Consider the following 25,220-nt stretch of genomic DNA (forward strand, 5'->3'; position numbering starts at 1 on the left):
TTTTTTGACCACAAAGACCTGTCTTGTTACTTCCAGCCACGATCCCCTCACCGGTCCCCGCCGCCGTGCCCGTCAAGTTTCTTGACCGCGACCGCAGCATTCTTGCCTTCAATGAGCGGGTGTTTTACTGGGCGCGCCGGACCGATGTGCCGCTGCTGGAGAGGCTGCGTTTTCTGTGCATCGTATCGTCCAACCTGGATGAATTTTTTGAAGTACGGGCCGCCCCGCACCTGACGGCTGCGCAGGGCAATGAGCAAAAGGGAATTTACACAGTCCAGTCTTTCAAGGCCCTGTCAAGCATTGCCCATGACATGGTGACGCGCCAATATGCCTTGTACAACGAAGAACTGTTGCCGGCTTTTGCCAGGCAGGGCATCCGCATCGTCTCGCATGGCGAGCGCAACTCGGTGCAGCGGCGCTGGGTCAAGGCCTATTTTGAACGCGCCGTGCGGCCGCTGTTGATTCCGGTCGGGCTGGATCCTTCCCACCCGTTTCCGCAGGTTGCCAACAAGTCACTGAACTTCATCGTCCGGCTGGGCGGGCGTGACGCCTTTGGCCGTGAAAATGAAATCGCCATCGTCAAGGTGCCCCGGGTCTTGCCGCGATTCATCCACATGCCCAGCCGCAGCGAAGAAAAAGGCAACAAGCTGTTCCTGTCGCTGTCCAGCATCATCCGGGCGCATCTGGCTGACCTGTTTGTGGGCCGCAAGGTGGGAGAGTTTTCCCAGTTTCGCGTCACCCGCAATTCCGACCTGGAGGTTGATGAAGACGATGTGAAGAACCTGCGCACGGCGTTGCGCCTGGGGCTGGAACAGCGCCACTACGGCCAGGCGGTCCGGCTCGAAGTGTCGGCCGGCTGCTCAGAGTATCTGTCGAGCTTTTTGCTCGGACAGTTCAACCTGCCGGCGCAGGCGCTTTACCGCGTGCACGGCCCGGTCAACCTGGTGCGCCTGACGCAACTGGTCGATCTGGTCAATGACCCCAAGCTGCTGTTTCCGCGCTACAAGGCGTGTTACCCCAGGCAGTTGCAGCCGGGGCAATCCTTTTTTGCACGGCTCAGGCAAGGCGATGTGTCGATTCACCAGCCCTTCGAGAGCTTTGATGGCGTGTTGGCTTTCCTGCGCGAGGCGGTCAACGATCCCTCGGTGCTGGCGATCAAGCAGACCATTTACCGCACCGGGGCTGACTCCGAACTGATGCTGCTGCTGCGCGAAGCCGTGCGGCGCGGCAAGGAGGTCATGGTGGTGGTCGAGCTGAAGGCGCGCTTTGACGAAGAGGCCAACATCAACTGGGCCGAAATGCTTGAATCCATCGGCGCGCAGGTGGTTTATGGCGTGATGGGCCTGAAAACCCACGCCAAGATGCTGCTCGTCACCCGGCGAGAAGGCCGGCGCCTGGCGCGCTATGCCCACCTGTCCACCGGCAACTACAACCCGGCCACGGCGCGGCTGTACACCGATGTCAGCTACCTCACGGCCGACCCGCTGCTGACCGCCGACATCGACCATGTGTTCGTGCATCTGGCGAGCCACAGCCGCCTGCCCAAGCTGCACCATCTGCTGCTGGCGCCGTTCCAGCTGCAGCGCAGGCTGCTGGACAAAATCGCTGCGCTGGCCCAGGCCGCACAGGCCGGCAAGGACACGCGCATCGTTGTCAAGACCAATGCGCTGACCGACGAAGACCTGATGCGCGCGCTGGTCAAGGCCGGGCAGTGCGGCGTGAAGATCGACCTGATCGTTCGCGGCGCCTGCATGCTGCCGGCGCAGGTGAAAGGCGTGACCGACAACATCCGGGTGCGCTCGGTGATTGGCCGCTTCCTTGAGCATTCGCGGGTGTTTTACTTCCGCTGCGACGACGACGAAACGCTCTACCTGTCCAGCGCTGACTGGATGAACCGCAACATGCTGCGCCGGGTCGAACTCGCCTGGCCTGTGAACGACCCGGTGATTCGCCAGCGCATCATTGATGAATGCCTGGTCGCCTACCTGCACGACAGCCGTGATGCCTGGGATCTGCAGCCCGACGGCACATATGTGCTGGTGGATCCGGCAGACCCTGACAAGCGCCACGGCGCGCAATCGGCGCTGATGGTGCGCTACTCGGCCTTAAAACCCCGCGAAAGGTAGTCAACCATGGACCTGGTCTTGTGGCGTCATGCCGAAGCACAAGAGTTGCCTGAAGGGACGGCCGATGCGCGCAGCGACCTGGAACGCAAGCTGACAGCGCGTGGCGAAAAGCAGGCGGCCCGCATGGCCGAATGGCTGGACCGACAACTGCCCGGCAGCGCCCGCATCCTGGCAAGTCCGGCGCGGCGCTGCGATCAGACCGCCCTGGCGCTGGGGCGCAAGTTCAAGATCCGTTCCGAGCTGGCGCCTGGTGCCACGCCCGAGGCCCTGCTGGAAGTGGTGCAGTGGCCGGTGGCCCGGGTGCCGGTGCTGGTGATCGGCCACCAGCCGACGCTGGGGCAGACCGTGGCCCGCCTGCTGGGGCTGGTGGAAAACGACTGTGCCTTCAAGAAAGGCGCGGTGTGGTGGTTGCGCACCCGGGAGCGCAATGGCCAGGTGCAGGCGGTCGTGGTGAGCGTCCAGTCGCCTGATTTTCTTTGATTCCGTCCAGTTGTAGATCAAGCCACGGGGAAAATGTTTCCGGTGACGATCGTCAGGAAACGCAAACTGCCAGCGTCCACGGCGTTTTTTGCCAGGCCAGCACCTCTTCCTGCAACAGCCAGGCGGACTGCGGAAAGGCCTCGGCCCAGCCCGGCCGGCAGGTCAGCCAGAAGCACCTGCCGGGCTCGGTTTCCCATTTGAGCTGCATGCCTTTCAGGTCGGGGTCGCGCCGCGCATGGCAAAGGATCACGGCCAGGCGCAGGCAGAGCAGTTGCTGGACAAACAACCGGTCGTCGAAATCAGCTTCGAGCTTGCGCAGCTTGCCGCGGTGACCAAGCACCAGCAGGCTCAGGTGGTGCATTTCATGCACCGCGAAGCCCGGCGCGTCGGCATTGTCCAGGATGTACGCGCCGTGCTTGTGGTAGTAGTTGTGCGAAACCTGGCAGCCGACTTCATGCAATTGCGCCGCCCAGGCAAGCTTTCTTTGGGCGCGCTGCACCTGGGCCTCAGGCATGCCCGCACTGGCCAGCTTGTAAAGGTGCAACGCCACCTTGCTCAAGCGGGCAGACTGCACGGTGTCGGTGCTGAAGTTGTGCGCCAGCCGCTGCACGCTGGTGGAGCGCACATCGGTCAGGTCTTCGTCCCGGTCCACCAGGTCGTAGAGCACGCCATGGCGCAAGGCGCCTTGCGCTGCCTGCATATGCTCGATATCCAGCAGGCTGAACACTGCGCGGAGCACACTGACGCCGCCGCCAATCACCGCCCGGCGGTCTTCCTTGATGCCTTCGAGCTTGAGCCGGTCGGCGCTTTGCGCCTTGACCAGCCGGTCCAGCAGCCAGTCCAGGCCCTCGCGCGTCACCACGTCGGCTGGCCAGCCTGCCACGGCCAGTATCTCGCTGACCGCGCCGATGGTTCCTGACGCGCCGTACGCCGTATCCCAGGCATCCGCGCGGTAAGTGCCCATGGCTTCGTCAAGCACCGCCTTGGCGGCAATTTCAGCCACTTCAAAGGCGCGAGCGCTGAACTGACCATCGGGGAAATAGCGCATCGACCAGGCGACACTGCCCACGCGGTAAGACTCCAGCGTGCGCGCCTCCAGACCCTGGCCGAGGACCATTTCGGTTGAGCGCCCGCCAATGTCGACCACCAGGCGCCGTTCGTCGGACTGCGGCAGCAAATGGGCCACGCCCTGGTAGATCAGCCGGGCTTCCTCGCGACCGGCAATCACGTCGATCGGGAACCCAAGCAGTTTCTGGCCGCGCTTGATGAAGTCCTCGCGGTTGATGGCTTCGCGCAGGGTCTGTGTGGCGACGGCGCGGACCTGCTCCTTGCCGAATCCGGCCAGGCGTTCACCAAACCGCGCCAGGCAGTCCCAGCCACGCTGCATGGCGTCTTGCGACAGCTTGCGGTCGGCGTCCAGTCCGTTGCCCTGGCGCACGGTTTCCTTGAGGTATTCGATGCGGTGGATGCGGCCGTGGTCAAAACGGCCGATTTCAAGACGAAAGCTGTTGGACCCCAAGTCCACAGCGGCAAGCAGTGTTCCGTTTTGCATGTTTAGGCTTTTTGTTCGGAAGCCAGCATAGCATTCGGGCGACGGTCCATTCAGCCGGCCCACGCGGTCATGGATCAGGTCGTCAGCCAATCAGCCGGCCGTCCACGGCCAGCATGCTTTGCGTCACATAGCTGCCGCTTCGCTGCTGGGCGTTGAAGGCGATGCGAAAACCACCCATGTTCAGGCTGGTGCGCTTTTGAAAGCCGGCCAGCACGCTTTGGCGGGTCAGTGCCTTTTCCATCCCATTGAGCACTTCAAACGTGTAGCGGGCGGCGATGAAGCCGGCCAGGCTCAGCGGCGTGGGTGCCTCGTCGAACAGCCGGGCCAGCGTGTCACGGTACTGCCGCACCACCGGCAAGGATGAATTGACCATGGGCACCGGCTGGGTGGCAATCACTGGGGTGTTGCGCGCCGCGCCCATCTGCAGCAGGGTTTGCAGGTTCACATCTGCCAGCGCGACGATGTAGCGCTGGCGCGCCTGCTTTTCCAGCCCCTGGGTGAAACGGGCCAGTTCCGGCGTGCCGCCCACGAACAGCAGCACGGCCGGTGTGCCCGGTATCAGCTTTTGGCCGAGCAGGCGCACATCGCCGCTGCCCTGGAAAGACTGCAGCTGAAGCTGCATGCCGGCGGCGATGCGTTCGACTTCAAGGTGGTAAGCGGCATGTTCTCGGGCGCTGGCATACACGGCACCCAATACTTTCACGCCCATGACCGACAGGGTGTTGAGGGCATGGGCGATCTGTTCCTGGCGCGCGGCAAAAATCGGAAAGGTCTTGTCGTCCAGGTCAAGGCTGGCGTTTTGCAGCCACGGCGCGGCATGTGCGATGTTCAGGCCGCCGTGGCGCGACAGCATGGCGACCTGGCTGGCAAGCGGGTCACCAACACTGCCGGACAGCACCAGGCAGGCCGGGTTGGCCAGGGCCTCATCGAGGGCCGCTCGCACGCTGGACGCCGTGCCATCGGTCTCCAGCGCCAGGTGCATGACTTGCCGTCCGCGAATGCCGCCGCGTGCGTTGATCTCCTGCCAGGCCGCGCGCGAGCCGACCAGGAAATCCCTGGATACATCCTGCTGGGCGCCGGAAAAATCAACGAGCTGGGCCACCACCAGGCTGTTCGGCGGGGGCGCCGCTTTGCCGGGCTGTGCCCAGCCAGGCGCAGCGGCGCCCGCCGTCAGCCAGCCGGCGCGCTGCAGCCAGTGGCGGCGCTTGATGAGGGAAGAGGGCAGGGACATGGTCATTTTTCGGTCAATCGGCACAGGAAACGATTTGCTATGAATTAAATAGTTGAAGATGTATGTTCATCAAGCACGAAAGCCATGAATTGACACGAATTCACAGGGTTGAAGGCCCGCGTGCGTTCAGCGGCTGGCCGGCGGCAGCAGGACGCTGTCCACGACATGCACCACGCCATTGGTCGCCAGGATATCGGGTGTCAGCACCAGCGCTTCCTCGGCGGTCACGAAGTTGCCGGCTTTGGACAGCGCCAGGCTGGCGCCATTGAGCGTTTTACTGCTGCCATTTTTCACATCGGCCGCCATGAGCTTGACGGGAAGGATGTGGTAGCCCAGCACTGCCTTGAGCTGCACCGGGTCGCTGGCCAGCGCTTCCATGGTTTTGGCCGGTACCTTGGCAAAGGCTTCGTTGGTGGGCGCAAACATGGTGAACGGGCCGCTTGTCTTGAGCGTGTCAGTCAGTCCGGCCTTGGCCACCAGGCTATTCAGCGTGGACAGCCGGGATTGCGCTGCCAGGGTGTCGGGGACGGCAACCGGGCGCGGGCCGGTGGCGCAGCCTGCAACCATGGCAGCAGTGGCAGAGGTGGCAAGGGCAATGACAAAATAGCGCTTGAGCATGGGAATTCTCCGAGGGGGCTGAACAGTGTGGGTGAAGAGGACAGCCGCTAGCGTAGGCAGAATCCATGACCGCTTGGTGACAGAAATTTGACAGTTTCATGACACCGTCTGGCATGTGAGTACTGTCAAGGTGTTCGCAGTCTGTCACAGCTTTGTCACACAAAGCTTCTACAGTGGCGCCATCTTTCTTACCAACTGCAAAAGGTGTTCTGATGAAATCGAATCTCAAAGCTTCCCTGACCATGGGCGCTGCCCTGATGTCGTTTGCCGCGTTCTCGTCTGCCCAGAATGTGACCGGCGCAGGTGCCACCTTCCCCGCACCCCTGTATTCCAAGTGGGCTGCCGACTACAACAAGGCCACCAACATCAAGATCAACTACCAGTCGGTCGGTTCGGGCGCCGGTATTCGACAAATCGAGGCCAAGACCGTGGACTTCGGCGCTTCCGACATGCCGCTGAAGGATGAGGAGCTGGCCAAGAAAGGCTTGATGCAGTTCCCTACCGTGATTGGTGGCGTGGTGCCGGTGGTCAACATCAAGGGTATTGCGCCCGGCCAGCTGAAATTGACAGGGCAGGTGCTGGGCGACATTTACCTGGGCAAGATCACCAACTGGAACGATCCGGCCCTGAAGGCGCTGAACCCCGGCTTGGCTTTGCCTGATGCTGCCATCGCACCGGTGCGCCGTGCTGACGGTTCGGGCACCAGCTTCATCTTCACCAACTACCTGAGCAAGGTCAATGCCGAGTGGAAAGCCAAGGTCGGCGAGGGCACGGCGGTCAACTGGCCTGTCGGCGCCGGCGGCAAGGGCAATGAGGGCGTGGCCGCTTTCGTCGGCCGTCTGCCCAATTCGATTGGCTACCTGGAATATGCCTATATCAAGCAGAACAAACTGACGTTTGCGCAGATGAAAAATGCCGACGGCATTTTTGTATCCCCCGATGACTCCTCGTTCAAGGCCGCCGCTGCAGGCGCACAGTGGGCCAAGAGCTTCTACCAGATCCTGACCGAGCAGCCTGGCAAAGACTCCTGGCCCCTGACCGGCGCCACCTTCATCCTGATGCACAAGGCGCAGGACAAGCCGGCACAGGCTGCTGCGTCGCTGAAGTTCTTTGAATGGGCCTATAAAAACGGCGACCAGACCGCCGCCGCGCTTGACTATGTGCCGATGCCGGACGCCGTAAAAGGCGCCATTGAAAAATCCTGGGTTGAGGTGAAGGACGCGTCGGGCAAGGCCATCGCCTACAAATAAGCCGCCGAAAAACGGGCTTGGCACCTTCACCAACACAAGGGTTTATTTCGTGTCCTCTACACTTCCGGCAAACCGGGCCACTTTGGAGTTTCCGGCAACAGCGACCGGACGTGCCATGACCAATCCTCCCCCCGTCAGACCTTTGAAGCGAAGTCCGCTGCCCGACAAGGTATTTGGCTGGGCGGCGCTGGCCGCCGCATTGATCACGCTGGCTTTGCTGTTTGCCATCCTGGCGTCGCTGGTGGTGGGCGCCTGGCCGGCCATCAGCAAGTACGGCTTGGGTTTCCTGACCAGCAGCGTCTGGGACCCGGTGCAAAACGAGTACGGCGGGCTGGTGATGATCTATGGCACGCTGGCCACATCCTTCATTGCGCTGCTCATTGCCGTGCCGGTGAGCTTTGGCATTGCGCTGTTCCTGACCGAGCTGTCGCCGGCCTGGCTCAAGCGCCCGTTGGGAACGGCCATCGAACTGCTGGCTGCCGTGCCATCGATTGTTTACGGCATGTGGGGGCTGCTGGTGTTCGGCCCGATTCTGGCCACCTATGTGCAGCAGCCACTGCAAGCCATGTTCAGCGATGTGCCTTACTTGGGCGCGCTGTTCTCAGGCCCCCCGGTGGGCATCGGTATTTTGTCGGCTGGGATCATCCTGGCGATCATGATCATCCCGTTCATCGCTTCGGTGATGCGCGATGTGTTCGAGGTCACGCCGGTGCTGCTCAAGGAATCGGCCTACGGCCTGGGCGCCACAACCTGGGAAGTGGTGTCCAAGGTGGTGCTTCCCTACACCAAGGCCGGCGTCATGGGCGGCATCATGCTGGGGCTGGGCCGGGCTTTGGGTGAAACCATGGCGGTGACCTTTGTCATCGGCAATTTCAACCAGCTCGATTCCCTGAGCCTGTTCCAGGCAGCCAACAGCATCACGTCGGCGCTGGCCAACGAGTTTGCCGAGGCCGGGGAAGGGCTGCACCAGGCGTCGCTGATCTACCTGGGGCTGGTATTGTTTTTCATCACTTTCGTGGTGCTCTCGCTGTCCAAGCTGCTGCTGTCGCAGTTGCAGAAGAATGAAGGAGCCAAGACATGAGTGCCGTGATGCAAAACCCTGCGCAGGCCGCGCGCCTGGCCCGCTTTGCCCAGCGCAAGCGGATCAACCAGGTGGCGCTGGTGCTGTCGCTGGGGGCCATGTGCTTTGGCCTGTTCTGGCTGTTCTGGATATTGTGGGAAACCGTCAGGCTGGGCGTGGGCGGCATCACGCTGGCCACCTTTACCCAGATGACGCCGGCGCCCAATGAGGACGGCGGCATTGCCAATGCGATCTATGGCTCGTTCCTGATGGTGTTGCTCTCGACATTTGTCGGCACGCCGATCGGCATCATGGCCGGCATCTACCTGGCCGAGTACAACACCAAGGGTGTGCTGGCGTCGGTGACCCGATTTGTCAACGACATCTTGCTGTCGGCGCCTTCCATCGTCATCGGCCTGTTTGTCTACACGGTTGTGGTGTCGCGCTTTCATTCCTTCTCAGGCTGGGCCGGCGTCATGGCGCTGGCCCTGATCGTGATTCCAGTGGTGATCCGTACCACCGAGAATATGCTGCAGTTGATTCCGCCGGGGCTGCGTGAGGCTGCTTACGCGCTGGGCGCGCCGAAGTGGAAGGTGATCACCCAGATCACCTTGCGCGCGGCCCGGGCCGGCGTGGTCACCGGCATCTTGCTGGCCGTGGCGCGCATTGCCGGTGAAACCGCACCGCTGCTGTTCACCGCGCTGAGCAACCAGTTCTGGACCTCGAACCTGAACGAGCCGATGGCCAGCCTGCCGGTGACCATTTTCAAGTTCGCAATGAGTCCCTATGAAAACTGGCAAAAACTCGCCTGGGCCGGTGTCTTCATCATCACGATGGCGGTGCTGGGCCTGAATATCCTGGCGCGTGTTCTGACACGCAAAAAAGACTGAGCACCCGGTCAACCCCGGCCCGGCGCTGACCTAGCTCTCCAAGACAAGGCAAATGATGGATACCCTGACCGCGATCCGTGAAAAATCGAAAATTTCAGTCAAGAACCTGAATTTTTACTATGGCAAGTTTCATGCCCTGAAGAATATCAACCTGGAAATTCCCGAGCACAAGGTGACCGCCTTCATCGGCCCTTCTGGCTGCGGTAAATCAACGCTCCTGCGGGTTTTGAACCGGATGTACGCGCTCTACCCCGAGCAGCGCGCACAGGGCGAAGTGCTGCTGGACGGGACCAACCTGCTCACCTCCAAGGAAGATGTGGCGCTGCTGCGGGCCAAGGTCGGCATGGTGTTTCAAAAACCTACGCCTTTCCCGATGTCCATCTACGACAACATCGCCTTTGGCGTGAAGCTGTTTGAAAGCCTAAACTCGTCCGACATGGACGAGCGCGTCGAATGGGCGCTGCGCAAAGCCGCGCTGTGGACAGAGGTCAAGGACAAGCTCAACCAGAGCGGCTCCAGCCTGTCGGGCGGACAGCAGCAGCGGCTGTGCATTGCCCGGGGCATCGCCATCAAGCCCGAAGTGCTGCTGCTTGACGAGCCGTGTTCGGCGCTGGACCCGATTTCCACCGCCAAGATCGAGGAACTGATTTCAGAGCTGAAAAACGATTACACCGTGGTCATCGTGACGCACAACATGCAGCAGGCGGCCCGTTGCAGCGACTACACGGCCTATATGTACCTGGGCGACCTGGTGGAGTTCGGCGCCACCGAAGAGATATTCTTCAAGCCAAAGCGCCAGGAAACCGAAGATTACATCACCGGCCGTTTCGGCTGAACCACACACACGGGAGCTGCATCATGGTTGACAAACATTTATCCACCCAGTTCGACAGTGAACTCAATGGCGTCTCGTCCCGCGTGATGGAACTGGGCGGGCTGGTTGAGTCGCAGCTGCGGCTGGCGATTCACGCGCTGTCGCAGTACAGCGCAGAATGCGCCAACCAGGTCATCGAGACCGAGCTTCGCGTCAATGGCATGGAGCTGGACATCGACCGCGAGTTGTCTTCCATCATTGCCCGGCGCCAGCCGACGGCGCGCGACTTGCGCCTGCTGATCGCGATTTCCAAAACCACGGCCAACCTGGAGCGCGCCGGGGACGAAGCCGCCAAGATAGCCCGCATGGTCAAGTCCATTATGCACAACGGCGCCTCGCGCACGCTGCCTTCATCGGATTTGCGCGTCGCGGCCGACCTGGCCTCGGGGCTGCTGCGCAAGGCGCTTGATGCCTTTGCCCGGCTTGACACGGCGGCGGCGGTGTCCATCCTGAAGGAAGACGACCAGATCGATGCCGAATTCGACGGCTTCGTGCGCAAGCTCATCACCTACATGATGGAAGACCCGCGCACCATTTCGGCCAGCCTGGACCTGCTGTTCATTGCCAAGGCCATCGAGCGCGTGGGCGACCATGCCAAGAACATTGCCGAGTTCATCATCTACATTGTCAAAGGTGCCGATGTGCGGCACAGCCCGATGGAGCAGGTCGAGTCGGTTGTCAAGTCCTGAGCCATGAAGCACCTGCCCCGCGTATTGATCGTCGAGGACGAACCGGCCATTGCCGAACTGATTCAGGTCAACCTGAAGCATGGCGGCTTCACGCCGGTGCTGGCCTACGACAGCGTGGCGGCCCAGCGCGAACTCGACGCCGAGTTGCCCGACGTGATCCTGCTCGACTGGATGCTGCCCGGCCAGAGTGGCCTGAGCCTGGCGCGCCACTGGCGCAAGCACGAGCGCACCAAAGGCATTCCCATCCTGATGCTGACAGCGCGCGGAGACGAACCTGACAAGGTGGCCGGGCTCGATGCCGGCGCCGACGACTACATTACCAAGCCCTTTTCGACGCAGGAACTGCTCGCCCGCATCCGGGCCGTGTTGCGTCGCCGTACGCCTGAGGAGTCGCCGGGCGACCGCGTGACCGTGGGCGCGCTGGTGCTGGACGCTGCCACGCACCGCATTGCCTGGAAAAGCCAGGAACTCAAGCTGGGGCCAACCGAGTTCAAGCTGCTGCACCATCTGATGAAGCATCCGGAGCGGGTTCACAGCCGAGCGAGCCTGCTCGACAAAGTCTGGGGCGACCATGTGTTCATCGAGGAACGCACGGTTGATGTGCATGTCAAGCGTCTGCGTGAAGCCCTTGGGCAGGCCGGCGCAATGGTGGAAACCGTCCGTGGAGCGGGCTACCGGCTGACCGGCGGCATGGCAAAAACTCCTGCTGCTGCGGCATCTCCGGAGTCATGATCGGCCGCTGGATCGTTTGGGCTGTCTTCGCAATGGCGGGCGGGGCCCTGGGCTGGTGGCTGGCGTCCCGCGAAGGCCTGGCCTGGGGTTTGATGCTGGGCGGCGCTGCCTGGCAGCTCATGGACGGTTTTTACGCCCGGCGACTTCTGAACTGGCTGCGCTCGGAGCAAAGCAACGAAATGCCCATGTTGATGGCTGGTTCCCGCCCCCGTCTTCCCGGCGTCTGGGGCGAAGCGGCCGACCGCGTGCGCCGACTGCTGAAAAACCGCCATGAACAGTACCGCGACAGCCAGGCCATGCTGGACGAATTCCTGGCGGCACTGCAGGCATCGCCCAATGGTGTGGTACTGCTGGACGACGAGGGGCGCATCGAATGGTGCAACCAGACGGCTGCCCAGCATTTCGGTTTCGATGCCCGGCGCGATATTCAGCAGCACATCGCCAATCTGGTGCGCGACCCGGCTTTCAGCGCCTACCTGGCGGCTGCCAGTTTCTTGCAAGAGGTGCTGATCCCGGGAAATTTCAATACCGCCGGCCGGCCGGTCAAGCTGTCGGTTCATGTGCACCGTTATGGCAAGGACAAGAAACTGCTCCTGTCGCGCGACATCACCGCGCTAGAGCAGGCCGAGGCCATGCGGCGCGATTTCGTTGCCAATGTATCGCATGAAATTCGCACGCCGCTGACAGTGGTGGCCGGCTTCATCGAGACGCTGCAAAATTTGCCTCTCAAAAAGCTTGACCGCGACCGCTACCTGGCGCTGATGGCCCAGCAGTCGCAGCGCATGCAGACCCTGGTGGACGATCTGCTGACGCTGTCGCGGCTGGAGGGCAGCCCGCAGCCCGGGACCCATGAATGGACGGCCATCGCTTCTCTGTTTGCGCAATGCGAGCAGGAAGCCCGCGGGCTGTCCAGCGTGCTGTCGCCACAGGGCCATCAACTGGTGTTCGACCCCGGCCCGGCCTGCGACATCGCCGGTATCGGGCGCGAACTCGGCAGCGCCTTGTCCAATCTGGTGACGAATGCCGTCCGCTACACGCCCGAGGCCGGCTTGATCCGCGTCACCTGGACGTTGCTGACTGATGGACGCGGCAGGTTCTGTGTCAGGGATTCAGGGCCGGGCATTGCCGCCGAGCACCTGCCACGGCTGACCGAACGGTTTTACAGGGTGGATCGCAGCCGCTCGCGCGAGACCGGCGGTACCGGCCTGGGCCTGGCCATCGTCAAGCATGTGACGCAGCGTCACGGGGCTGAACTGCAAATTGATAGCCAGGTGGGGCAGGGTTCATGCTTTTGCATCGTTTTTCCTGCGGCCCGGGTGCGTCGGCAGCTTCAGCCAGCCTGAAGGCTGACGGTAAATCCCCGCTGGCTGCGGCTCACCGCATGCACCAGAATGCCCAGCAATGCACTGGCCACCAGGCCAATCGCCACGGTGCTGGCCAACCAGAAGCTGCCTGCAGCCTGCGTGGCCGGGTGCCCGGCCAGACCCACGTAAGCCAGCTGGTAACCACCATACAGACCCAGTCCCCAGAGCAGCGCGCCATACAACGCCAGCGGCGCGATGGTGATGCGGTAGCAGCGCAGCAAAAAGGCGCACAGCGCCTGCAAGGCATCGGCAACATGGTAGAGCGCCACCCAAGGCAGCAGCCCGGACGCCAGGGCCACGACGGCAGGACTTGCCGAATACCAGCCGGCCAGTGTCGGCGACGCTATGAAAACAGTAGCTGCAAAACAAAGCGCAACAAGCGCAGTCAGCCTAAATCCTGTAAAAACCGCGCGTCTTGCCTGGTCCGGGCGGCCCGCGCCCAGCCAGAAGGACACGCGGGCGCTGCAGGCCACCGCCATTGACAGCGGCATCATGTACAGCACGGCGGCCACGCTGGCAGCGATCTGGTGGCTGGCCGATGCAACGGTGCCCAGCCGGGCGATGAACAGCGCCATCAGGGTGAAGGAGGTGACCTCCACGAAATAGGCCAGACCCCCCGGAAGGCCAAGCCGCAGGAAGGCGCCGAGCTGTCGCCAGTCGGGCCGCTCCATGCGCTGCCAGAGCTGGAAGGGCCGGTAGATGTCCTGGGTGCGCAGCATCATCACGGCGAGCGCCAGCAGCACATAGTTGACGACCAGGGTGGCCCAGGCGCAGCCGACGACGCCCATGGCGTCAACACCTGCGCCGCCTGCGACCCACCAGACCGACAGCGGGATCTTGATCGCCAGCGCGGCAATCTGCAGCCAGGTCACCAAGCGCGGCTTGCCCAGCGATTGGTTGAACGTCGCGTAGAGCTTGAACAGCAGCGAAGGCGCAAAGGCAAAGGCCAGCACACCAAGGTAGCGCTGGACTTCGTCCTGCATGGGCGCAGGAACCTGGGCCCAGCGCAGCAGCGGTCCCGGAAACAGCAGAGCTGCCATGCCCGCGAAGCTGATGACGCCGCACAGGTACAGGCTTTGGCGCAATGACGGACCAACGGCCGCATGCCGGCGCCCCCCCAGCATCTCGGCCCATATGGGAAGCAGCGCCTGCACAATGCCCATCAAGCCGACATACACACTGATATAAAGCGCCGAGCCGACCGACAGCGCGGCCAGTGCGGCTTCACTGTGGCGCCCGGCAATGACCGTGTCGGCAACGCCGAAGGCCATCACCGCCAGCTGGCCAACCAGGATCGTGCCCGCGTGGCGGCTGATGATCCGCAGTTCGCTCATGGGCTGCGGGGCACACCCGCTGGTCCAGGCACCGCACCCAGGCTGATCCGCTTGTACACCAGCATGTTTTCCGTCTTGTCAGTGGGTTTTCGCACCGTGGCCTGGAACGCCCAGTCGGGAAGGTTGACCACGCTGCCCAGGCGCGCCTGCGCACTGACATCCACCACCAGGTAAGGACAGCTTGCCAGCGGCGTTGCCTGGCGCAGTTCAAGTTGGCCGTGGTATTGGAGGGCCGCCGCCTGGGCGCTGCCCACGCCGAAAATTTCAACACAGTTTTTTCTGTCGACCAGGCTGGCCACCTGGCGCGACAGCGGCGCCAGGCTGCGCGCATAGTCCAGCAATGGCATCCAGAGCGTCATCAGCAGCAGCCAGCACAGGGTGGTACCACCGGCAGGCAATACCAGCGATTTCCAGATGGCGGCCTGATGCGCGCCGGTGCGCCAGCGCACCAGCCAGGCCCAGGCCAGTGTGGCAGCGACGGCAGTGACAAAGGCCAGCAGCGAAAAGCTCGGCTCAAATCCGGGTGCCAGCTTGGCGACGTTGGCCGCCGGTTGCCGGGGAACGCCGGTTTGCATGGCAATCCAGATCACCCAGATGGCAATGGCGCAGGTGGTGAAAAACAGCAGCGTGAACCAGTCGATCAGCGATGCCACGCTGCGCTTGAGCGTGGGAAGGGCAAAGGCGGCCAGCGCTGCCAGCGGCGGCAGGCTCAGCAGCAGGCTGCGGTCTGAAGCATCGGTGGTGAACGCAGAGACCACGGCCATGCCGGCAAACCACATTGGCAGCGCCACATGCCGGCTGGACAGTTGCCGGCGCCAGCGCCACAGCGTCCAGAGGGCCAGCGGCCCGGCCGGCCAGGTGAACCACAGCAGCAGGCGTCCCAGGCTCTCCCATTCACTCCAGGCGGACTGGCCGTCGGTGCCGGGCAGTTCGATCCGCCAGCGCCACAAATCCAGCCCGAAACTCAACAGCGAAACGGCCAGCGTGATGCTGGCGATCAGCAGTACCCAGTGCCAGGACTGCCGGTCGCTTGCGGCGTCTCGATGGGATGAAGGGTTCCACCGCGTATGCGACCATTCCACCAGCGTGCCGCCCACGCCGAGCAGCAGTGCCAGCGTCGGCGCACCACTCAAGGCCAGTCCGGCCAGGCCTGTCAGCAGGCCCAGCGCAGGACCGGCAACCCGGGTGGCACGGCGGTACGGGCTGGCCGCCATGGCGTAGAACGCCAGCGAGGTAAACCCCAGTTGCGCCAGGGCCGGCGTGGTTTCGTGCGAGAACTGCGCCAGGCCCAGGCAGGCAATCAGCGCCAGCACGCCGCCGTCGGCAATCGCCCGCGCATAGTCCACCGGATCAGCCTCGCCGCCAAAAGCAAATGCCACGGGCTGGGCCTGCGGGCTTCGGGCCAGGTAATACACCGCATACCAGCTGGTCAGTAATGTCAGCGCCAGCAGCAGCATGTAGGGAATGCGTACCGCCATGGCGGGATCAAGAAAAGGCAGCAGCTTGATGGCCAGCGCGCCAAGCCAGTAGGGCAGCAAGGCATCGAAGCCGGTGAACTGGCCGAGTAGCTGGGGTTGCAGCCAGTTGGCTGCAGGCAAGGTAAGTTCGCGCATCACGCCAAAGGCCGCGATGTCCTCGTTTTTCCACGGGCTGCGCCCGAGGAATCCGGGAAGGATGTAGGCCGCGCAGAACAGCAGCAGCGCCCGCCGCGGCAGGCGCCGCACGGCAGACTGGGCAATGATGGCGGGGGAAGGTTTGTTCAAAACAGCTTGGCGATGGAAGGGCCTGTGCGCAATGTGCCCGAGGCAGGAAATTTAGCCGAAAAAAAAGCAGCCTGAACTTCAGGCTGCTTTTTATGCTGACGGGTAAAGGCTTGTTCAGCTTATTCGGCAGCGACCGGTGCAGCTTCGGGGGCTGTTTCCTTGGCTGTAGTCTTGCCGAAGCGATTGCGAAAGCGCTCAACGCGTCCACCCATGTTGTCCACGGATTTTTGCGTACCGGTGTAGAACGGGTGCGATTCGCTGGACGTGTCGAGCTTGTACAGCGGCAGTTCACGGCCGTCTTCCATTTTCACCATTTCTTTGGTGTTGGCGCACGAACGTGTCACGAACTTGAAGTTGTTGGACATGTCCAGGAAACAAACTTCGCGGTAATTGGGGTGAATGCCTGTTTTCATGATTCTCTTTCCTTTTTCATTGTTTTGGTAGCCACCCGGACCAGTTCCAGGCACTTTCCATGAAGCCCATGATTATCACATCAAATGGCAATAGAGTCAGCCACCACGGCGCATCATGTCGAAGAACTCGTGGTTGTTTTTCGTGGCCTTCATGTTTTTCAGCATCAGCTCCATCGACTCAATCTCGTCCATGTTGTACATGAACTGACGCAGGATGCGTGACTTTTGCAGGATTTCGGGGGCCAGCAGCAACTCTTCTTTGCGGGTGCCGCTGCGGTTGAGGTTGAGCGCCGGGAACACGCGCTTTTCGTACAGACGGCGGTCCAGGTGGATCTCGCAGTTGCCTGTGCCCTTAAATTCTTCAAAAATAACCTCGTCCATGCGGCTGCCAGTGTCGATCAGGGCGGTGCCGATGATGGTCAAGCTGCCGCCTTCCTCGATCTTGCGGGCGGCGCCAAAAAAGCGTTTGGGGCGTTGCAGCGCATTGGCATCCACGCCACCGCTCAGCACCTTGCCCGACGAGGGCAGCACATTGTTGTAAGCACGCGCCAGGCGGGTGATGGAGTCGAGCAAGATCACCACGTCCTTGCCGAGTTCGACCAGACGCTTGGCGCGCTCGATCACCATTTCCGCCACATGCACATGGCGCGCGGCGGGCTCGTCAAAGGTCGATGAAATGACTTCGGCGCGCACGCTGCGCTGCATCTCGGTCACTTCTTCCGGACGCTCGTCAACCAGCAGCACCATCATGACCACTTCGGGGTAGTTGGCCACGATGGCGTGGGCGATGTTCTGCATCATCACCGTCTTGCCGGACTTGGGCGGCGCCACCAGCAGGGCGCGCTGGCCCTTGCCGATGGGCGCAATGATGTCGATGATGCGGCTGGTCAGGTTTTCCTCGGCCTTGATGTCGCGCTCAAGCTTGAACTGCTCGCGCGGGAACAATGGCGTGAGGTTCTCGAACATGACCTTGTGCTTGTTGTCCTCGGGCGGGCCGTCGTTGATCTTGTCAAGCTTGTTTAAAGCAAAGTAACGTTCGCCGTCTTTGGGCGTGCGCACTTCGCCTTCAATCATGTCGCCGGTGTGCAGGTTGAAGCGGCGGATCTGGCTCGGGCTGATATAAATGTCATCGGTAGACGCGGTGTAACTCGAATCGGGCGCGCGCAGGAAACCGAAACCGTCGGGCAGTACTTCCAGCACGCCATCGGCGACGATGGTTTCACCCGTCTTGGCACGTTTCTTGATGATGGCGAACATCAATTCCTGCTTGCGCATACGGCCGACGTTTTCGATCTCAAGGGCTTCCGCCTGCTTGAGGACTTCAGACACGTGCAGTGCCTTGAGTTCGTTTAAGTGCATGGGATGACTCCTGGCGGAGTTGATTTGGAAAAACGGGGGGAGGTTTGAAAAGAAGCTGCTTCTAGACTAGAAGGCTGACAAACCGGAAACTCGAACCTGCTGGCAGCGGCCGGCAGGCGAATAAAATTGATTATGACAGGAAATTTATGCGCTGATGCTGGGGTTTGCCAAGAGCGTCAGCGGGCATGAACAATGGGAAGGTAAAAGGCAGGGCGAAACAAGCTAGCGAGATAAAAAAGGCCGGATGAAGGCTTCAAGGCTTTTCCGGCTTTCCTGGTGATCAGGCCAGTTGCTGGTCGATAAAGGCTATCAGTTGAGACTTGCTCAGCGCACCTACCTTGGTTGCGGCCAGTTCGCCGTCTTTGAAGAGCATCAGCGTCGGGATGCCGCGAATGCCGAACTTGGCAGGAATCTCGCGGTTCTCGTCGACATTCATCTTGGCTATCTTCAGCTTGCCTTCGTAACCGGTGGCCACGTCGTCAAGAATCGGGGCAATCATCTTGCAGGGACCGCACCACTCAGCCCAGTAGTCAACCAGCACGGGGGTGGTGGACTTGAGCACATCGGCGTCAAAGGTGGCATCGGTGGTATGTTTGATCAGTTCATTGGCCATGATGGCTCCTTGGGTCTGGTTACGATAGGAAAGAGTAAGCAACGTTGCGTTTATTGTGGCAGAAACAAGGGCCACGGGCACTGGCCAACTGCTATCGCACCGATAGACCGCCGCTGCGGGGCGCCAGCTGCTCTTTTGTTGATTGAAAAACTTCGCGTTCCCCCTTCATGACCATTTCACCTTCCCTTTCCGGGCGTTGCTGGCACCAGGCCATCCGGCAACTGGCCCAAATCATTGCGTCGCGCGACCTTCATCCTTCCGAGGTGGTCGTGCTGCTGCCTTATGCCCAGTTGATTCAGCAGGCGCGCCAGACCTGGGCTGAAAACGCCGGCGGCACTTTTTTTGTTCCGCGTTTTGAAACCACCATGAACTGGGCCAGCGGCCTGGGCGGCACGCTGGGCATGTTCACGCCATCGGGTGTCGATCTGCGGATGGATGTGTCGGTTGACATGCTGACCGCTGCGTCACTGCTCGGCCAGGCCGGGCTCGCGGCGCAGCAGGATGCGCTGGCCGGCCGTCTGGTCGAGGCCGCCTGGAGCCTGAGCCACGTGGCCGCCAGCGTGCTGCCCGCCGAACGCCAGGCCTGGAGCGACTCGGTGGCCGAGGCGCTGGGCGTCGGCCTGGACTCGCCGGTGCTGGCGCTGGAAGCGGCCGTCGGGCGCATCGCGCTGGCCTGGGTCGCGGCCTCTGGCTACGCATCAGACCGGCTGTTCCAGGCCGCGCCGGCACTGCTGGTGGTCGTCGAGGGTTTCCAGGCCGAGCCGGTGACCGAGGCGCTGAGGTTGCATTTTGGCGAGCGTGCGCTGTCGATCGCGCTGTGCCTGCCCGAGGATGAACCCGAGGCCTCCGGCGCGCCGCTGCCGGCGCTGCATGCGGCGCTCGACGCCGAAGACGAAGCCTGCCGCGCCACGGCCTGTGTGCTGGCGCACCTGGCGCAAGGCCGCTGCCCGGTGGCGCTGATTGCCCAGGATCGCCAGCTGACCCGCCGTGTGGCCGCGATGCTGTCCAGGCGCGGCATTTTTATGCGCGATGAAACCGGCTGGAAGCTGTCCACCTCGCGCGCCGCTGCCCGTCTGATGGGCCTGCTGCGCGCCTTGCCGTGGGACGTGTCTACCGACGCAGTGCTTGACTGGCTGAAGAATGCCCCGGCCTTTGCCGACGCCACCGTCACGCAGGCTGAAGCCGAGGTGCGCAAGTTTGGTGCGCGGGCCTGGCGCGACCTGCCGACGGCGCCGCTGGAGGCGCTGGCCATTGCCCAGCCCTTGGCCCGGCAGGTGAACCGGCTGCGCGATGCCATGACTCGCCCACGCCTGCTGGCCACGTGGCTGCGCGACCTGCGTGCCGCCCTGCAATTGGCCGGACAGTGGGAAGGGCTGGCACGCGACGAGGCTGGCCAGCGGGTACTGGAGACGCTTCGCCTGCACGAAGGTGCGGAAAGCGAGTTTGCCGACGCGCCGGTCATGAAGCTCAGGGAATTCACCAGCTGGGTCAACCAGGCGCTGGAAGCGCAGACGTTTTCTCCCGAGCATCCGACGCACGAGCAGGTCGTGATCCTGCCACTGGCGCAACTGCTGGGCCGGTCGATGCAGGCGGTCGTGATGCCCGGCTGTGACGAGATCCGCCTGCCGGTGTCGCCCGACCCGCCGGGCCAGTGGACGCCCAGCCAGCGCGAGCTGCTCGGCCTGGCGTCCCGCGAGGCGCTGGCCCGGGTGTCGCGCCGTGCCTGGACCTACGCCTTGCAACTGCCGCATGTGGACCTGTTGTGGCGACGCAGCGAAGCCGGCGAGCACCTGATGCCCAGTGGATTCGTACAGGAACTGCTGCTTGGCCGCCGGCTTGCGTCCGATCTGGCGAGCGACCCGCGCAGCCTGCGTACCGTGGCGGCTTGCCCGACGCTGCGGCCGCAGCCCATCGGCGAGGCGCTGCCTGTCACGCGGCTGTCGGCCAGCAGCTATGGCGACCTGCGTGCCTGCCCTTACCGTTTTTTTGCGCTGCGTCAGTTGGGTCTGAACGAATCGGACGAACTGGAAAGCGAACTCGGCAAGCGTGATTTCGGCAACTGGCTACACAGCCTGCTCTGCACCTTTCATGAAGCCTTGAAAGAGGCTCCTGCGCAGGACCAGACTACACGGATAGCTATGATTAATGTAGCGGCCGAGCAAGCTACGAAAAAGCTCGGCCTGAGCAGCAGCGAATTTTTGCCGTTTGCCGCCGCCTGGGGGCCGGTGCGCGACGGTTACCTGGCGTGGCTGGCCGCGCACGAGGCCACGGGTGCCTGCTTTGACAGTGCCGAGCAGTGGCGCGAGATGCCGCTGGGCGAGCTGACGCTGATCGGCCAGATCGACCGCATCGACCGGCAGGCGGGCGGCGGGCTGCTGCTGATCGACTACAAGACCGAGCCGCGCACCACCACCGCCGAGCGCATCAAACATGGCATGGAAGACACGCAGCTGGCTTTCTATGCGGCCCTGAACGCCGACGACACGCTGGCCGCTAGCTATGTCAACCTGGGCGAAAAGGAGCCAACCCGCACCTACGACCAGCCCGATATCGTCGAATTGCGCGATGCCCTGATTGACGGCATCCTGATTGACATGGCCCGCATTGCCGAGGGCGCGTCGCTGCCAGCGCTTGGGGAAGGCAAGGCCTGCGACTATTGTTCGGCACGCGGCCTGTGCCGAAAAGACTTCTGGAGTGAATAAGGCCCCCACGCTCCCCACTGCGTGTGGTTCGCTGCCCCCCGAGGGGGCCGCCCCGCCTGCGGCCTGGCAAAGCCAGTTCCGCGGCGGGAACTTGCATGGACGGGGAGGATGACGCTCCCACGCTTCTTAGTTTGTGTAGTTCGCTGCCCTTTGAGGGGGCCGTCCTACTTGCGGCCCCGGCTGGTTCTAGAGGTTCGTATGGCGTATGACCCGCGCTTTGTAACCCACGCTTTGTTTTTCCGTTTGACGCATGCTTTCCAATGACCAAGAGAGACCTTTCATGACCGCCGCCTACGAATGCAACGGCCAGCCCGTTTCCGCCGACGCCTTTTACGCCATTGCCTGCGATCCGCGCCGCAGCGTGGCGGTCGAGGCCTGCGCCGGTGCGGGCAAGACCTGGATGCTGGTCTCGCGCATCGTGCGGGCGCTGCTTGATGGCGTGAACGCCCCGGACCACGCCGACGGCACGCCGCGCGATGCGGTGCGGCCGCATGAAATCCTGGCCATCACCTTCACCAGGAAGGCCGCCGGCGAGATGCGCGAGCGGCTGGACGAATGGCTGCAAAAGTTCACCCATGCCGACGACGAAACCCTGCGCCAGGAACTGGTCATGCGCGGCGTTTCAAGCCAAAAAGGCCTGCAGTCCAATGCCGACATGCGCCGGCAGCTGTCCAATCTGTACCGCTCCATGCTCGCTAACGGCCGTTCGGTGCAGATACGCACCTTTCACGGCTGGTTTGCCGCCTTGCTGCGCAGCGCCCCCGTGGCGGTACTGCACCGGCTGGGTATGCCGGTGAACTACCAGTTGCTGGAAGACGATGCGCCGGCCCGGGCGCTGGTGTGGCGGCGCTTTTATGCGGCGCTTGCCGGTGAGCCGCCGCTGCAGGCCGACTTCGAGGCTCTGGTCGAGGGGCATGGCCGCTTCCAGGCCGACAAGGCCCTGCAGGCCGCGCTGGACAAGCGGACCGAGTTTGTACTCGCCGATGAAAAAGGCGTGGTCGATGCGTCGGTTCAGCCTTTCGCCGTGCAGTTTCCGGAGTTTGCCGAACTGGCCGCGCCGCAGGACTGCCTGGCGCCTGCCGGCCCTGGCCACGCCTTGCTGGTACAGGCCGCCACGGCGCTGGGCCGCGCCAGCGCACCGTCGTTTTCAGCCAAAGGCGTCGAACTGCAGCAGGCCTTGCGCGACCTGGACCTGCCCGGCATCCTGGGCGCGTTGCTGACTGAAAAGGGAACGCCGCGCAAGTTCGGCGAAAAAATAATTGGCATCGACACCGTGCGCCAGGCGCAGGACCTGGTGCTGCGGGTGCAGGCGGCCTGCCAGCAGCACGAGGCGTGGGTGCACCAGCAGCGCATGGCCCGGCTCAGCCGCTTGCTGATTGCGCAGTACACCCAGCTCAAGCGCGAGCAGGGCTGGGTGGACATGAACGATGTCGAGCGCGCTGCGCTGGTCATGCTGGGTGATCCGGTGCTGGCCGGCTGGGTGCAGGAGCGGCTGGACGCGCGCATCAAGCACCTGATGATCGACGAGTTCCAGGACACCAACCCGCTGCAGTGGCAGGCGCTGTCGTCCTGGCTGAGCGGTTACGGCGGCGCGGGCGCGGCGCCCAGCGTGTTCCTGGTGGGCGACCCGAAGCAGAGCATCTACCGCTTTCGCCGCGCCGAGCCGCAGGTGTTTCGTGCCGCGCAGGCTTTTGTGGTCGAGGGGCTGGGCGGCGATCTGCTCAGCTGCGACCACACCCGGCGCAATGCCCTGGCGGTGATCGGGACGGTCAATTCGGTCATGGGCCATGCGCGTGCGGTGGACGGCTACGACGGTTTTCGCGACCACAGTACTGATTCAGTGAAGGCCGGCGCCACCGGCTGCCTGCCGGCGATTCCCCGGCTGGGGGCGGATGCCGGCGCGGACACGCCGCCCGAGGCTGGCTGGCGCGACAGCTTGGTGACGCCGCGCGAATTGCCCGAGGAAACATTGCGAACACTGGAGGCGCGCCAGGCCGCCGCCTGGATTTCCCAGCAGATTGCCAGCGGCCTGGCACCGTCGGACGTGATGGTGCTGTCGCGCAAGCGGGCCGGCCTGCTGCCGGTGCAGGAAGCCTTGCGGGCGCTGCACATCCCGGCGCAGATCGGCGAGAAAACCGACCTGATCGACTGCTGCGAAGTACTGGACCTGGTGGCGCTGCTCGACGTGCTGGTGTCGCCGCAAAACGACCTGTCGCTGGCCAGAGCCTTGCGATCGCCGCTGTTCGGCCTGCAGGACACCAGCCTGGTGCAGATCGCGCTGCTGCAACGGGAACACCAGCTGCCGTGGCACGACCTGCTACAAAAAACAGAGCTGCTGGCGCCTGAATTGCAAGGGCTGTCGGCCATATTGACCCGGTGGAAGGGCTGGCTGGACAGCCAGCCGCCGCACGACGCGCTGCAAGGCATCTACGACGATGGCGATGTCCTGGCACGCTTTGCGGCCGCAGCGCCCGCAGCCCGGCGCCTGGCGGTGCTCGCCAACCTGCGCGCGCTGCTCGGCGTGGCGCTGGGGCGCGAGGGCGGCCGCTATGCCACGCCTTACGGGCTGGTGCGCGCGCTCAAGGCCGGCGGATTGCTGGCGCCGGTGGCGGCCAACGACGCGGCGGTGCGGCTGCTGACGATCCACGGCGCCAAGGGACTGGAAGCCGAAGCGGTGCTGCTGCTGGACACCGACACGGTGGAGCGCAATGCCGACAGCATGGGCGTGCTGATCGACTGGCCCGGCGAAGCCACCGAGCCGCGCAAGCTGGTGTTCCTGGTCAGCGAAGGCAAGCCGCCGGCCTGCGCGCAGGAAGCGCTGGCCGCCGAGCAGGCGGCCCGCAAACGCGAGGAACTCAATGCCCTGTATGTCGCCATGACGCGCGCCCGGCACACGCTGGTCATCTCGTCTATCGAGCCGCACCGCACGACTACCGACAGCTGGTGGCAGCGCCTGCAGGGCCTGCAGGGCCTGCTGCCGGCGCTGGCGGCGCCAAGCCCCGCCGGCGCGTCCGCCAGCCAGGACGTGCCCGACGTGTTTTATCTGGCCGAGCTTGCGGCGCTGCCCGACACACCGCCGCCCAAGCCATTGCCCGAAACACCGGCGGACGAAGACCCGGCCATTGCCCGCATTGGCAAGGCCATGCACCGCCTGCTCGAATGGGGCGGTCCGTCGTCGGCCGAGCATGTCGGCGCGGTGGCGCGCGAGTTCCGGCTCAGTCCGGCGCAGGCGGCCGAGGCATCCGTACTGGCCCAGCGCATCATCCAGGGCGACGGCGCCTGGGCCTGGCGGGACGATGTTCTGGCCTGGCAGGGCAATGAAGTGGACCTGGTGTTCCAGGGCCAGGCCTTGCGGCTCGACCGCCTGGTCCGGCGCAAGGACACGGGCCATGAAGGCCAGTGGTGGGTGCTCGACTACAAGTCTGCCCCGGCGCCGGAACTGCAGCCCGAGCTGATCGTCAAAATGCGGGTTTACCGTGCCGCCGTGCAGCGAATCTATCCAGGCGCCCCGGTGAAATCGGCCTTCCTGACGGGGCTGGGCACGGTGGTGGAGCTGGGTTGAACGTGGTGACGACCAGCGGCTGCCCGTTGCCAGAAACGGTTGTTCAAGTGCATGGTCGGATGCGGTCAATTCACTTGCTTTGCTTTCTGGCCGTCCTGCTTTATGCCGCCACGGCGCCTGCGGGCCATGCGCAAACTTTTTACCAATGCCTGAATGCGCAGGGGCTTGCGGAATTTTCCGACGCGCCCTGCGCGCCCCGCATGCGGCAGGAACTGGACAAGGCGCTTTCAAGCCAGACAGGCAAACCGTCGACGGGCCGCCCGCCCACTGGTCTGCAGACCGGGCGAATCGACTTTCTTGCTTGCCAGCGCGCGCGCAGGAACTTTGAGATTGCCGCCAATGCCACCCGCCCGAGCATGGCTGCGGTGGGCGTCAGAGGTTCGGCGATGTACGGCGCCTGTGGGATGAAGGCGCCGCCCCAGGTGACGATCATCCATCACCCGTTAGCAACCCATGTGTTCCGGCGCCCCTGAACCCACCCCAAAAACCGGACCATGCAAGAAGGCGCAAAATGCAAGCCTTTCAGGCATCCTGCGCAATACCGGCGTTCGCTTTCAGCTATTGAAAAAATAGCATACGCCGCACGCCGGCCGGCTTGCCCGAAATTG

General features: G+C 63.3%; 20 protein-coding genes. 12 read left to right on the forward strand and 8 right to left on the reverse strand.

From position 1 onward, the window contains the following. Window positions 1-65: 65 nt before the first annotated feature. Together ppk1 and IWX85_RS10120 are read left to right on the forward strand one after the other, a co-directional pair. Window positions 66-2,126: a polyphosphate kinase 1 gene (ppk1, locus tag IWX85_RS10115; RefSeq protein ID WP_370584256.1), complete on the forward strand. Its 2,061-nt coding sequence runs from the start codon at window positions 66-68 to the stop codon at window positions 2,124-2,126. A 6-nt stretch (window positions 2,127-2,132) separates the two neighbouring features. Next, window positions 2,133-2,606 (forward strand): histidine phosphatase family protein, encoded by a 474-nt coding sequence (locus tag IWX85_RS10120; protein ID WP_036804370.1) that lies wholly within the window; start codon window positions 2,133-2,135, stop codon window positions 2,604-2,606. A gap of 52 nt (window positions 2,607-2,658) precedes the next feature. Here IWX85_RS10120 and ppx read toward each other — a convergent pair whose 3' ends face one another. From ppx to IWX85_RS10135, 3 genes are all read right to left on the reverse strand, one after another. Continuing rightward, a complete protein-coding gene (gene ppx / locus IWX85_RS10125) occupies window positions 2,659-4,158 on the reverse strand; it encodes an exopolyphosphatase (protein ID WP_196869646.1) in 1,500 nt (499 codons plus the stop codon). Between the two features lie 82 nt (window positions 4,159-4,240). Beyond that, window positions 4,241-5,389 carry an ABC transporter substrate-binding protein gene (locus IWX85_RS10130; RefSeq protein ID WP_196869647.1) on the reverse strand — a complete coding sequence of 383 codons (1,149 nt, stop codon included), beginning with the start codon at window positions 5,387-5,389 and terminating at the stop codon, window positions 4,241-4,243. A 126-nt stretch (window positions 5,390-5,515) separates the two neighbouring features. Beyond that, window positions 5,516-6,007, reverse strand: a complete 492-nt coding sequence (locus IWX85_RS10135; protein ID WP_196869648.1) for a fasciclin domain-containing protein — start codon at window positions 6,005-6,007, stop codon at window positions 5,516-5,518. A 212-nt stretch (window positions 6,008-6,219) separates the two neighbouring features. Between IWX85_RS10135 and pstS the strand changes: the two genes are divergently transcribed. The 7 genes from pstS (at window position 6,220) to phoR (ending at window position 12,845) form a co-directional block, all read left to right on the forward strand. After that, window positions 6,220-7,257: a phosphate ABC transporter substrate-binding protein PstS gene (gene pstS, locus IWX85_RS10140; protein ID WP_036804366.1), complete on the forward strand. Its 1,038-nt coding sequence runs from the start codon at window positions 6,220-6,222 to the stop codon at window positions 7,255-7,257. A gap of 115 nt (window positions 7,258-7,372) precedes the next feature. Further along, entirely contained in the window at window positions 7,373-8,338 is a 966-nt protein-coding gene (gene pstC / locus IWX85_RS10145) for a phosphate ABC transporter permease subunit PstC (RefSeq protein ID WP_051983986.1), read from the forward strand. Further along, window positions 8,335-9,207: a phosphate ABC transporter permease PstA gene (gene pstA, locus IWX85_RS10150; RefSeq protein ID WP_036804362.1), complete on the forward strand. Its 873-nt coding sequence runs from the start codon at window positions 8,335-8,337 to the stop codon at window positions 9,205-9,207. The genes pstC and pstA overlap by 4 nt, the downstream gene beginning before the upstream one ends. Window positions 9,208-9,262: 55 nt before the next feature. Then, complete coding sequence (gene pstB, locus IWX85_RS10155) at window positions 9,263-10,042, forward strand: phosphate ABC transporter ATP-binding protein PstB (RefSeq protein ID WP_036804360.1); 780 nt, start codon at window positions 9,263-9,265, stop codon at window positions 10,040-10,042. Window positions 10,043-10,065: 23 nt separating this feature from the next. Continuing rightward, window positions 10,066-10,770, forward strand: a complete 705-nt coding sequence (gene phoU / locus IWX85_RS10160; protein WP_036804358.1) for a phosphate signaling complex protein PhoU — start codon at window positions 10,066-10,068, stop codon at window positions 10,768-10,770. Between the two features lie 3 nt (window positions 10,771-10,773). After that, entirely contained in the window at window positions 10,774-11,502 is a 729-nt protein-coding gene (gene phoB, locus IWX85_RS10165; RefSeq protein WP_036804356.1) for a phosphate regulon transcriptional regulator PhoB, read from the forward strand. A gap of 32 nt (window positions 11,503-11,534) precedes the next feature. Further along, window positions 11,535-12,845, forward strand: coding sequence for a phosphate regulon sensor histidine kinase PhoR (phoR, locus tag IWX85_RS10170; protein ID WP_370584257.1), 1,311 nt, complete (start codon window positions 11,535-11,537; stop codon window positions 12,843-12,845). Here the strand turns inward: phoR and IWX85_RS10175 are convergent. The 5 genes from IWX85_RS10175 to trxA all read right to left on the reverse strand — a co-directional run bounded on the left by IWX85_RS10175 (window position 12,833) and on the right by trxA (window position 18,348). Continuing rightward, window positions 12,833-14,200, reverse strand: a complete 1,368-nt coding sequence (locus IWX85_RS10175) for an MATE family efflux transporter (RefSeq protein ID WP_196869650.1) — start codon at window positions 14,198-14,200, stop codon at window positions 12,833-12,835. The genes phoR and IWX85_RS10175 overlap by 13 nt on opposite strands. Beyond that, window positions 14,197-15,963, reverse strand: coding sequence for a hypothetical protein (locus IWX85_RS10180; protein ID WP_196869651.1), 1,767 nt, complete (start codon window positions 15,961-15,963; stop codon window positions 14,197-14,199). Before IWX85_RS10180 ends, IWX85_RS10175 begins: the two co-directional genes overlap by 4 nt. 119 nt (window positions 15,964-16,082) lie before the next feature. Continuing rightward, window positions 16,083-16,376, reverse strand: coding sequence for a type B 50S ribosomal protein L31 (locus IWX85_RS10185; RefSeq protein WP_036804352.1), 294 nt, complete (start codon window positions 16,374-16,376; stop codon window positions 16,083-16,085). A 96-nt stretch (window positions 16,377-16,472) separates the two neighbouring features. Then, a complete protein-coding gene (gene rho / locus IWX85_RS10190) occupies window positions 16,473-17,735 on the reverse strand; it encodes a transcription termination factor Rho (RefSeq protein WP_036804350.1) in 1,263 nt (420 codons plus the stop codon). A gap of 280 nt (window positions 17,736-18,015) precedes the next feature. After that, window positions 18,016-18,348 carry a thioredoxin TrxA gene (trxA, locus tag IWX85_RS10195; RefSeq protein WP_196869652.1) on the reverse strand — a complete coding sequence of 111 codons (333 nt, stop codon included), beginning with the start codon at window positions 18,346-18,348 and terminating at the stop codon, window positions 18,016-18,018. 167 nt (window positions 18,349-18,515) lie between these two features. On the opposite strand from trxA, the gene IWX85_RS10200 reads away from it, so the two are divergent. The 3 genes from IWX85_RS10200 (at window position 18,516) to IWX85_RS10210 (ending at window position 25,085) form a co-directional block, all read left to right on the forward strand. Next, window positions 18,516-21,050, forward strand: coding sequence for a PD-(D/E)XK nuclease family protein (locus IWX85_RS10200; protein WP_196869653.1), 2,535 nt, complete (start codon window positions 18,516-18,518; stop codon window positions 21,048-21,050). A 280-nt stretch (window positions 21,051-21,330) separates the two neighbouring features. After that, window positions 21,331-24,612 carry an exodeoxyribonuclease V subunit beta gene (locus IWX85_RS10205; RefSeq protein ID WP_196869654.1) on the forward strand — a complete coding sequence of 1,094 codons (3,282 nt, stop codon included), beginning with the start codon at window positions 21,331-21,333 and terminating at the stop codon, window positions 24,610-24,612. A gap of 200 nt (window positions 24,613-24,812) precedes the next feature. Beyond that, window positions 24,813-25,085 carry a hypothetical protein gene (locus IWX85_RS10210; RefSeq protein ID WP_231379673.1) on the forward strand — a complete coding sequence of 91 codons (273 nt, stop codon included), beginning with the start codon at window positions 24,813-24,815 and terminating at the stop codon, window positions 25,083-25,085. The last annotated feature ends 135 nt before the right edge of the window (window positions 25,086-25,220 follow it).

This window comes from Polaromonas sp. CG_9.11, assembly GCF_015752225.1.
Taxonomy (GTDB): Bacteria; Pseudomonadota; Gammaproteobacteria; order Burkholderiales; family Burkholderiaceae_C; genus Polaromonas.

Excerpts from the sequence above, each read along its gene's own strand:
- IWX85_RS10120 (WP_036804370.1), top strand. The coding sequence starts at position 2,133 with ATGGACCTGGTCTTGTGGCGTCATGCCGAAGCACAAGAGTTGCCTGAA.
- ppx (WP_196869646.1), bottom strand. The coding sequence starts at position 4,158 with ATGCAAAACGGAACACTGCTTGCCGCTGTGGACTTGGGGTCCAACAGC.
- IWX85_RS10130 (WP_196869647.1), bottom strand. The coding sequence starts at position 5,389 with ATGTCCCTGCCCTCTTCCCTCATCAAGCGCCGCCACTGGCTGCAGCGC.
- IWX85_RS10135 (WP_196869648.1), bottom strand. The coding sequence starts at position 6,007 with ATGCTCAAGCGCTATTTTGTCATTGCCCTTGCCACCTCTGCCACTGCT.
- pstS (WP_036804366.1), top strand. The coding sequence starts at position 6,220 with ATGAAATCGAATCTCAAAGCTTCCCTGACCATGGGCGCTGCCCTGATG.
- pstC (WP_051983986.1), top strand. The coding sequence starts at position 7,373 with ATGACCAATCCTCCCCCCGTCAGACCTTTGAAGCGAAGTCCGCTGCCC.
- pstA (WP_036804362.1), top strand. The coding sequence starts at position 8,335 with ATGAGTGCCGTGATGCAAAACCCTGCGCAGGCCGCGCGCCTGGCCCGC.
- pstB (WP_036804360.1), top strand. The coding sequence starts at position 9,263 with ATGGATACCCTGACCGCGATCCGTGAAAAATCGAAAATTTCAGTCAAG.
- phoU (WP_036804358.1), top strand. The coding sequence starts at position 10,066 with ATGGTTGACAAACATTTATCCACCCAGTTCGACAGTGAACTCAATGGC.
- phoB (WP_036804356.1), top strand. The coding sequence starts at position 10,774 with ATGAAGCACCTGCCCCGCGTATTGATCGTCGAGGACGAACCGGCCATT.
- phoR (WP_370584257.1), top strand. The coding sequence starts at position 11,535 with ATGGCGGGCGGGGCCCTGGGCTGGTGGCTGGCGTCCCGCGAAGGCCTG.
- IWX85_RS10175 (WP_196869650.1), bottom strand. The coding sequence starts at position 14,200 with ATGAGCGAACTGCGGATCATCAGCCGCCACGCGGGCACGATCCTGGTT.
- IWX85_RS10185 (WP_036804352.1), bottom strand. The coding sequence starts at position 16,376 with ATGAAAACAGGCATTCACCCCAATTACCGCGAAGTTTGTTTCCTGGAC.
- rho (WP_036804350.1), bottom strand. The coding sequence starts at position 17,735 with ATGCACTTAAACGAACTCAAGGCACTGCACGTGTCTGAAGTCCTCAAG.
- trxA (WP_196869652.1), bottom strand. The coding sequence starts at position 18,348 with ATGGCCAATGAACTGATCAAACATACCACCGATGCCACCTTTGACGCC.
- IWX85_RS10200 (WP_196869653.1), top strand. The coding sequence starts at position 18,516 with ATGACCATTTCACCTTCCCTTTCCGGGCGTTGCTGGCACCAGGCCATC.
- IWX85_RS10205 (WP_196869654.1), top strand. The coding sequence starts at position 21,331 with ATGACCGCCGCCTACGAATGCAACGGCCAGCCCGTTTCCGCCGACGCC.
- IWX85_RS10210 (WP_231379673.1), top strand. The coding sequence starts at position 24,813 with ATGCGGCAGGAACTGGACAAGGCGCTTTCAAGCCAGACAGGCAAACCG.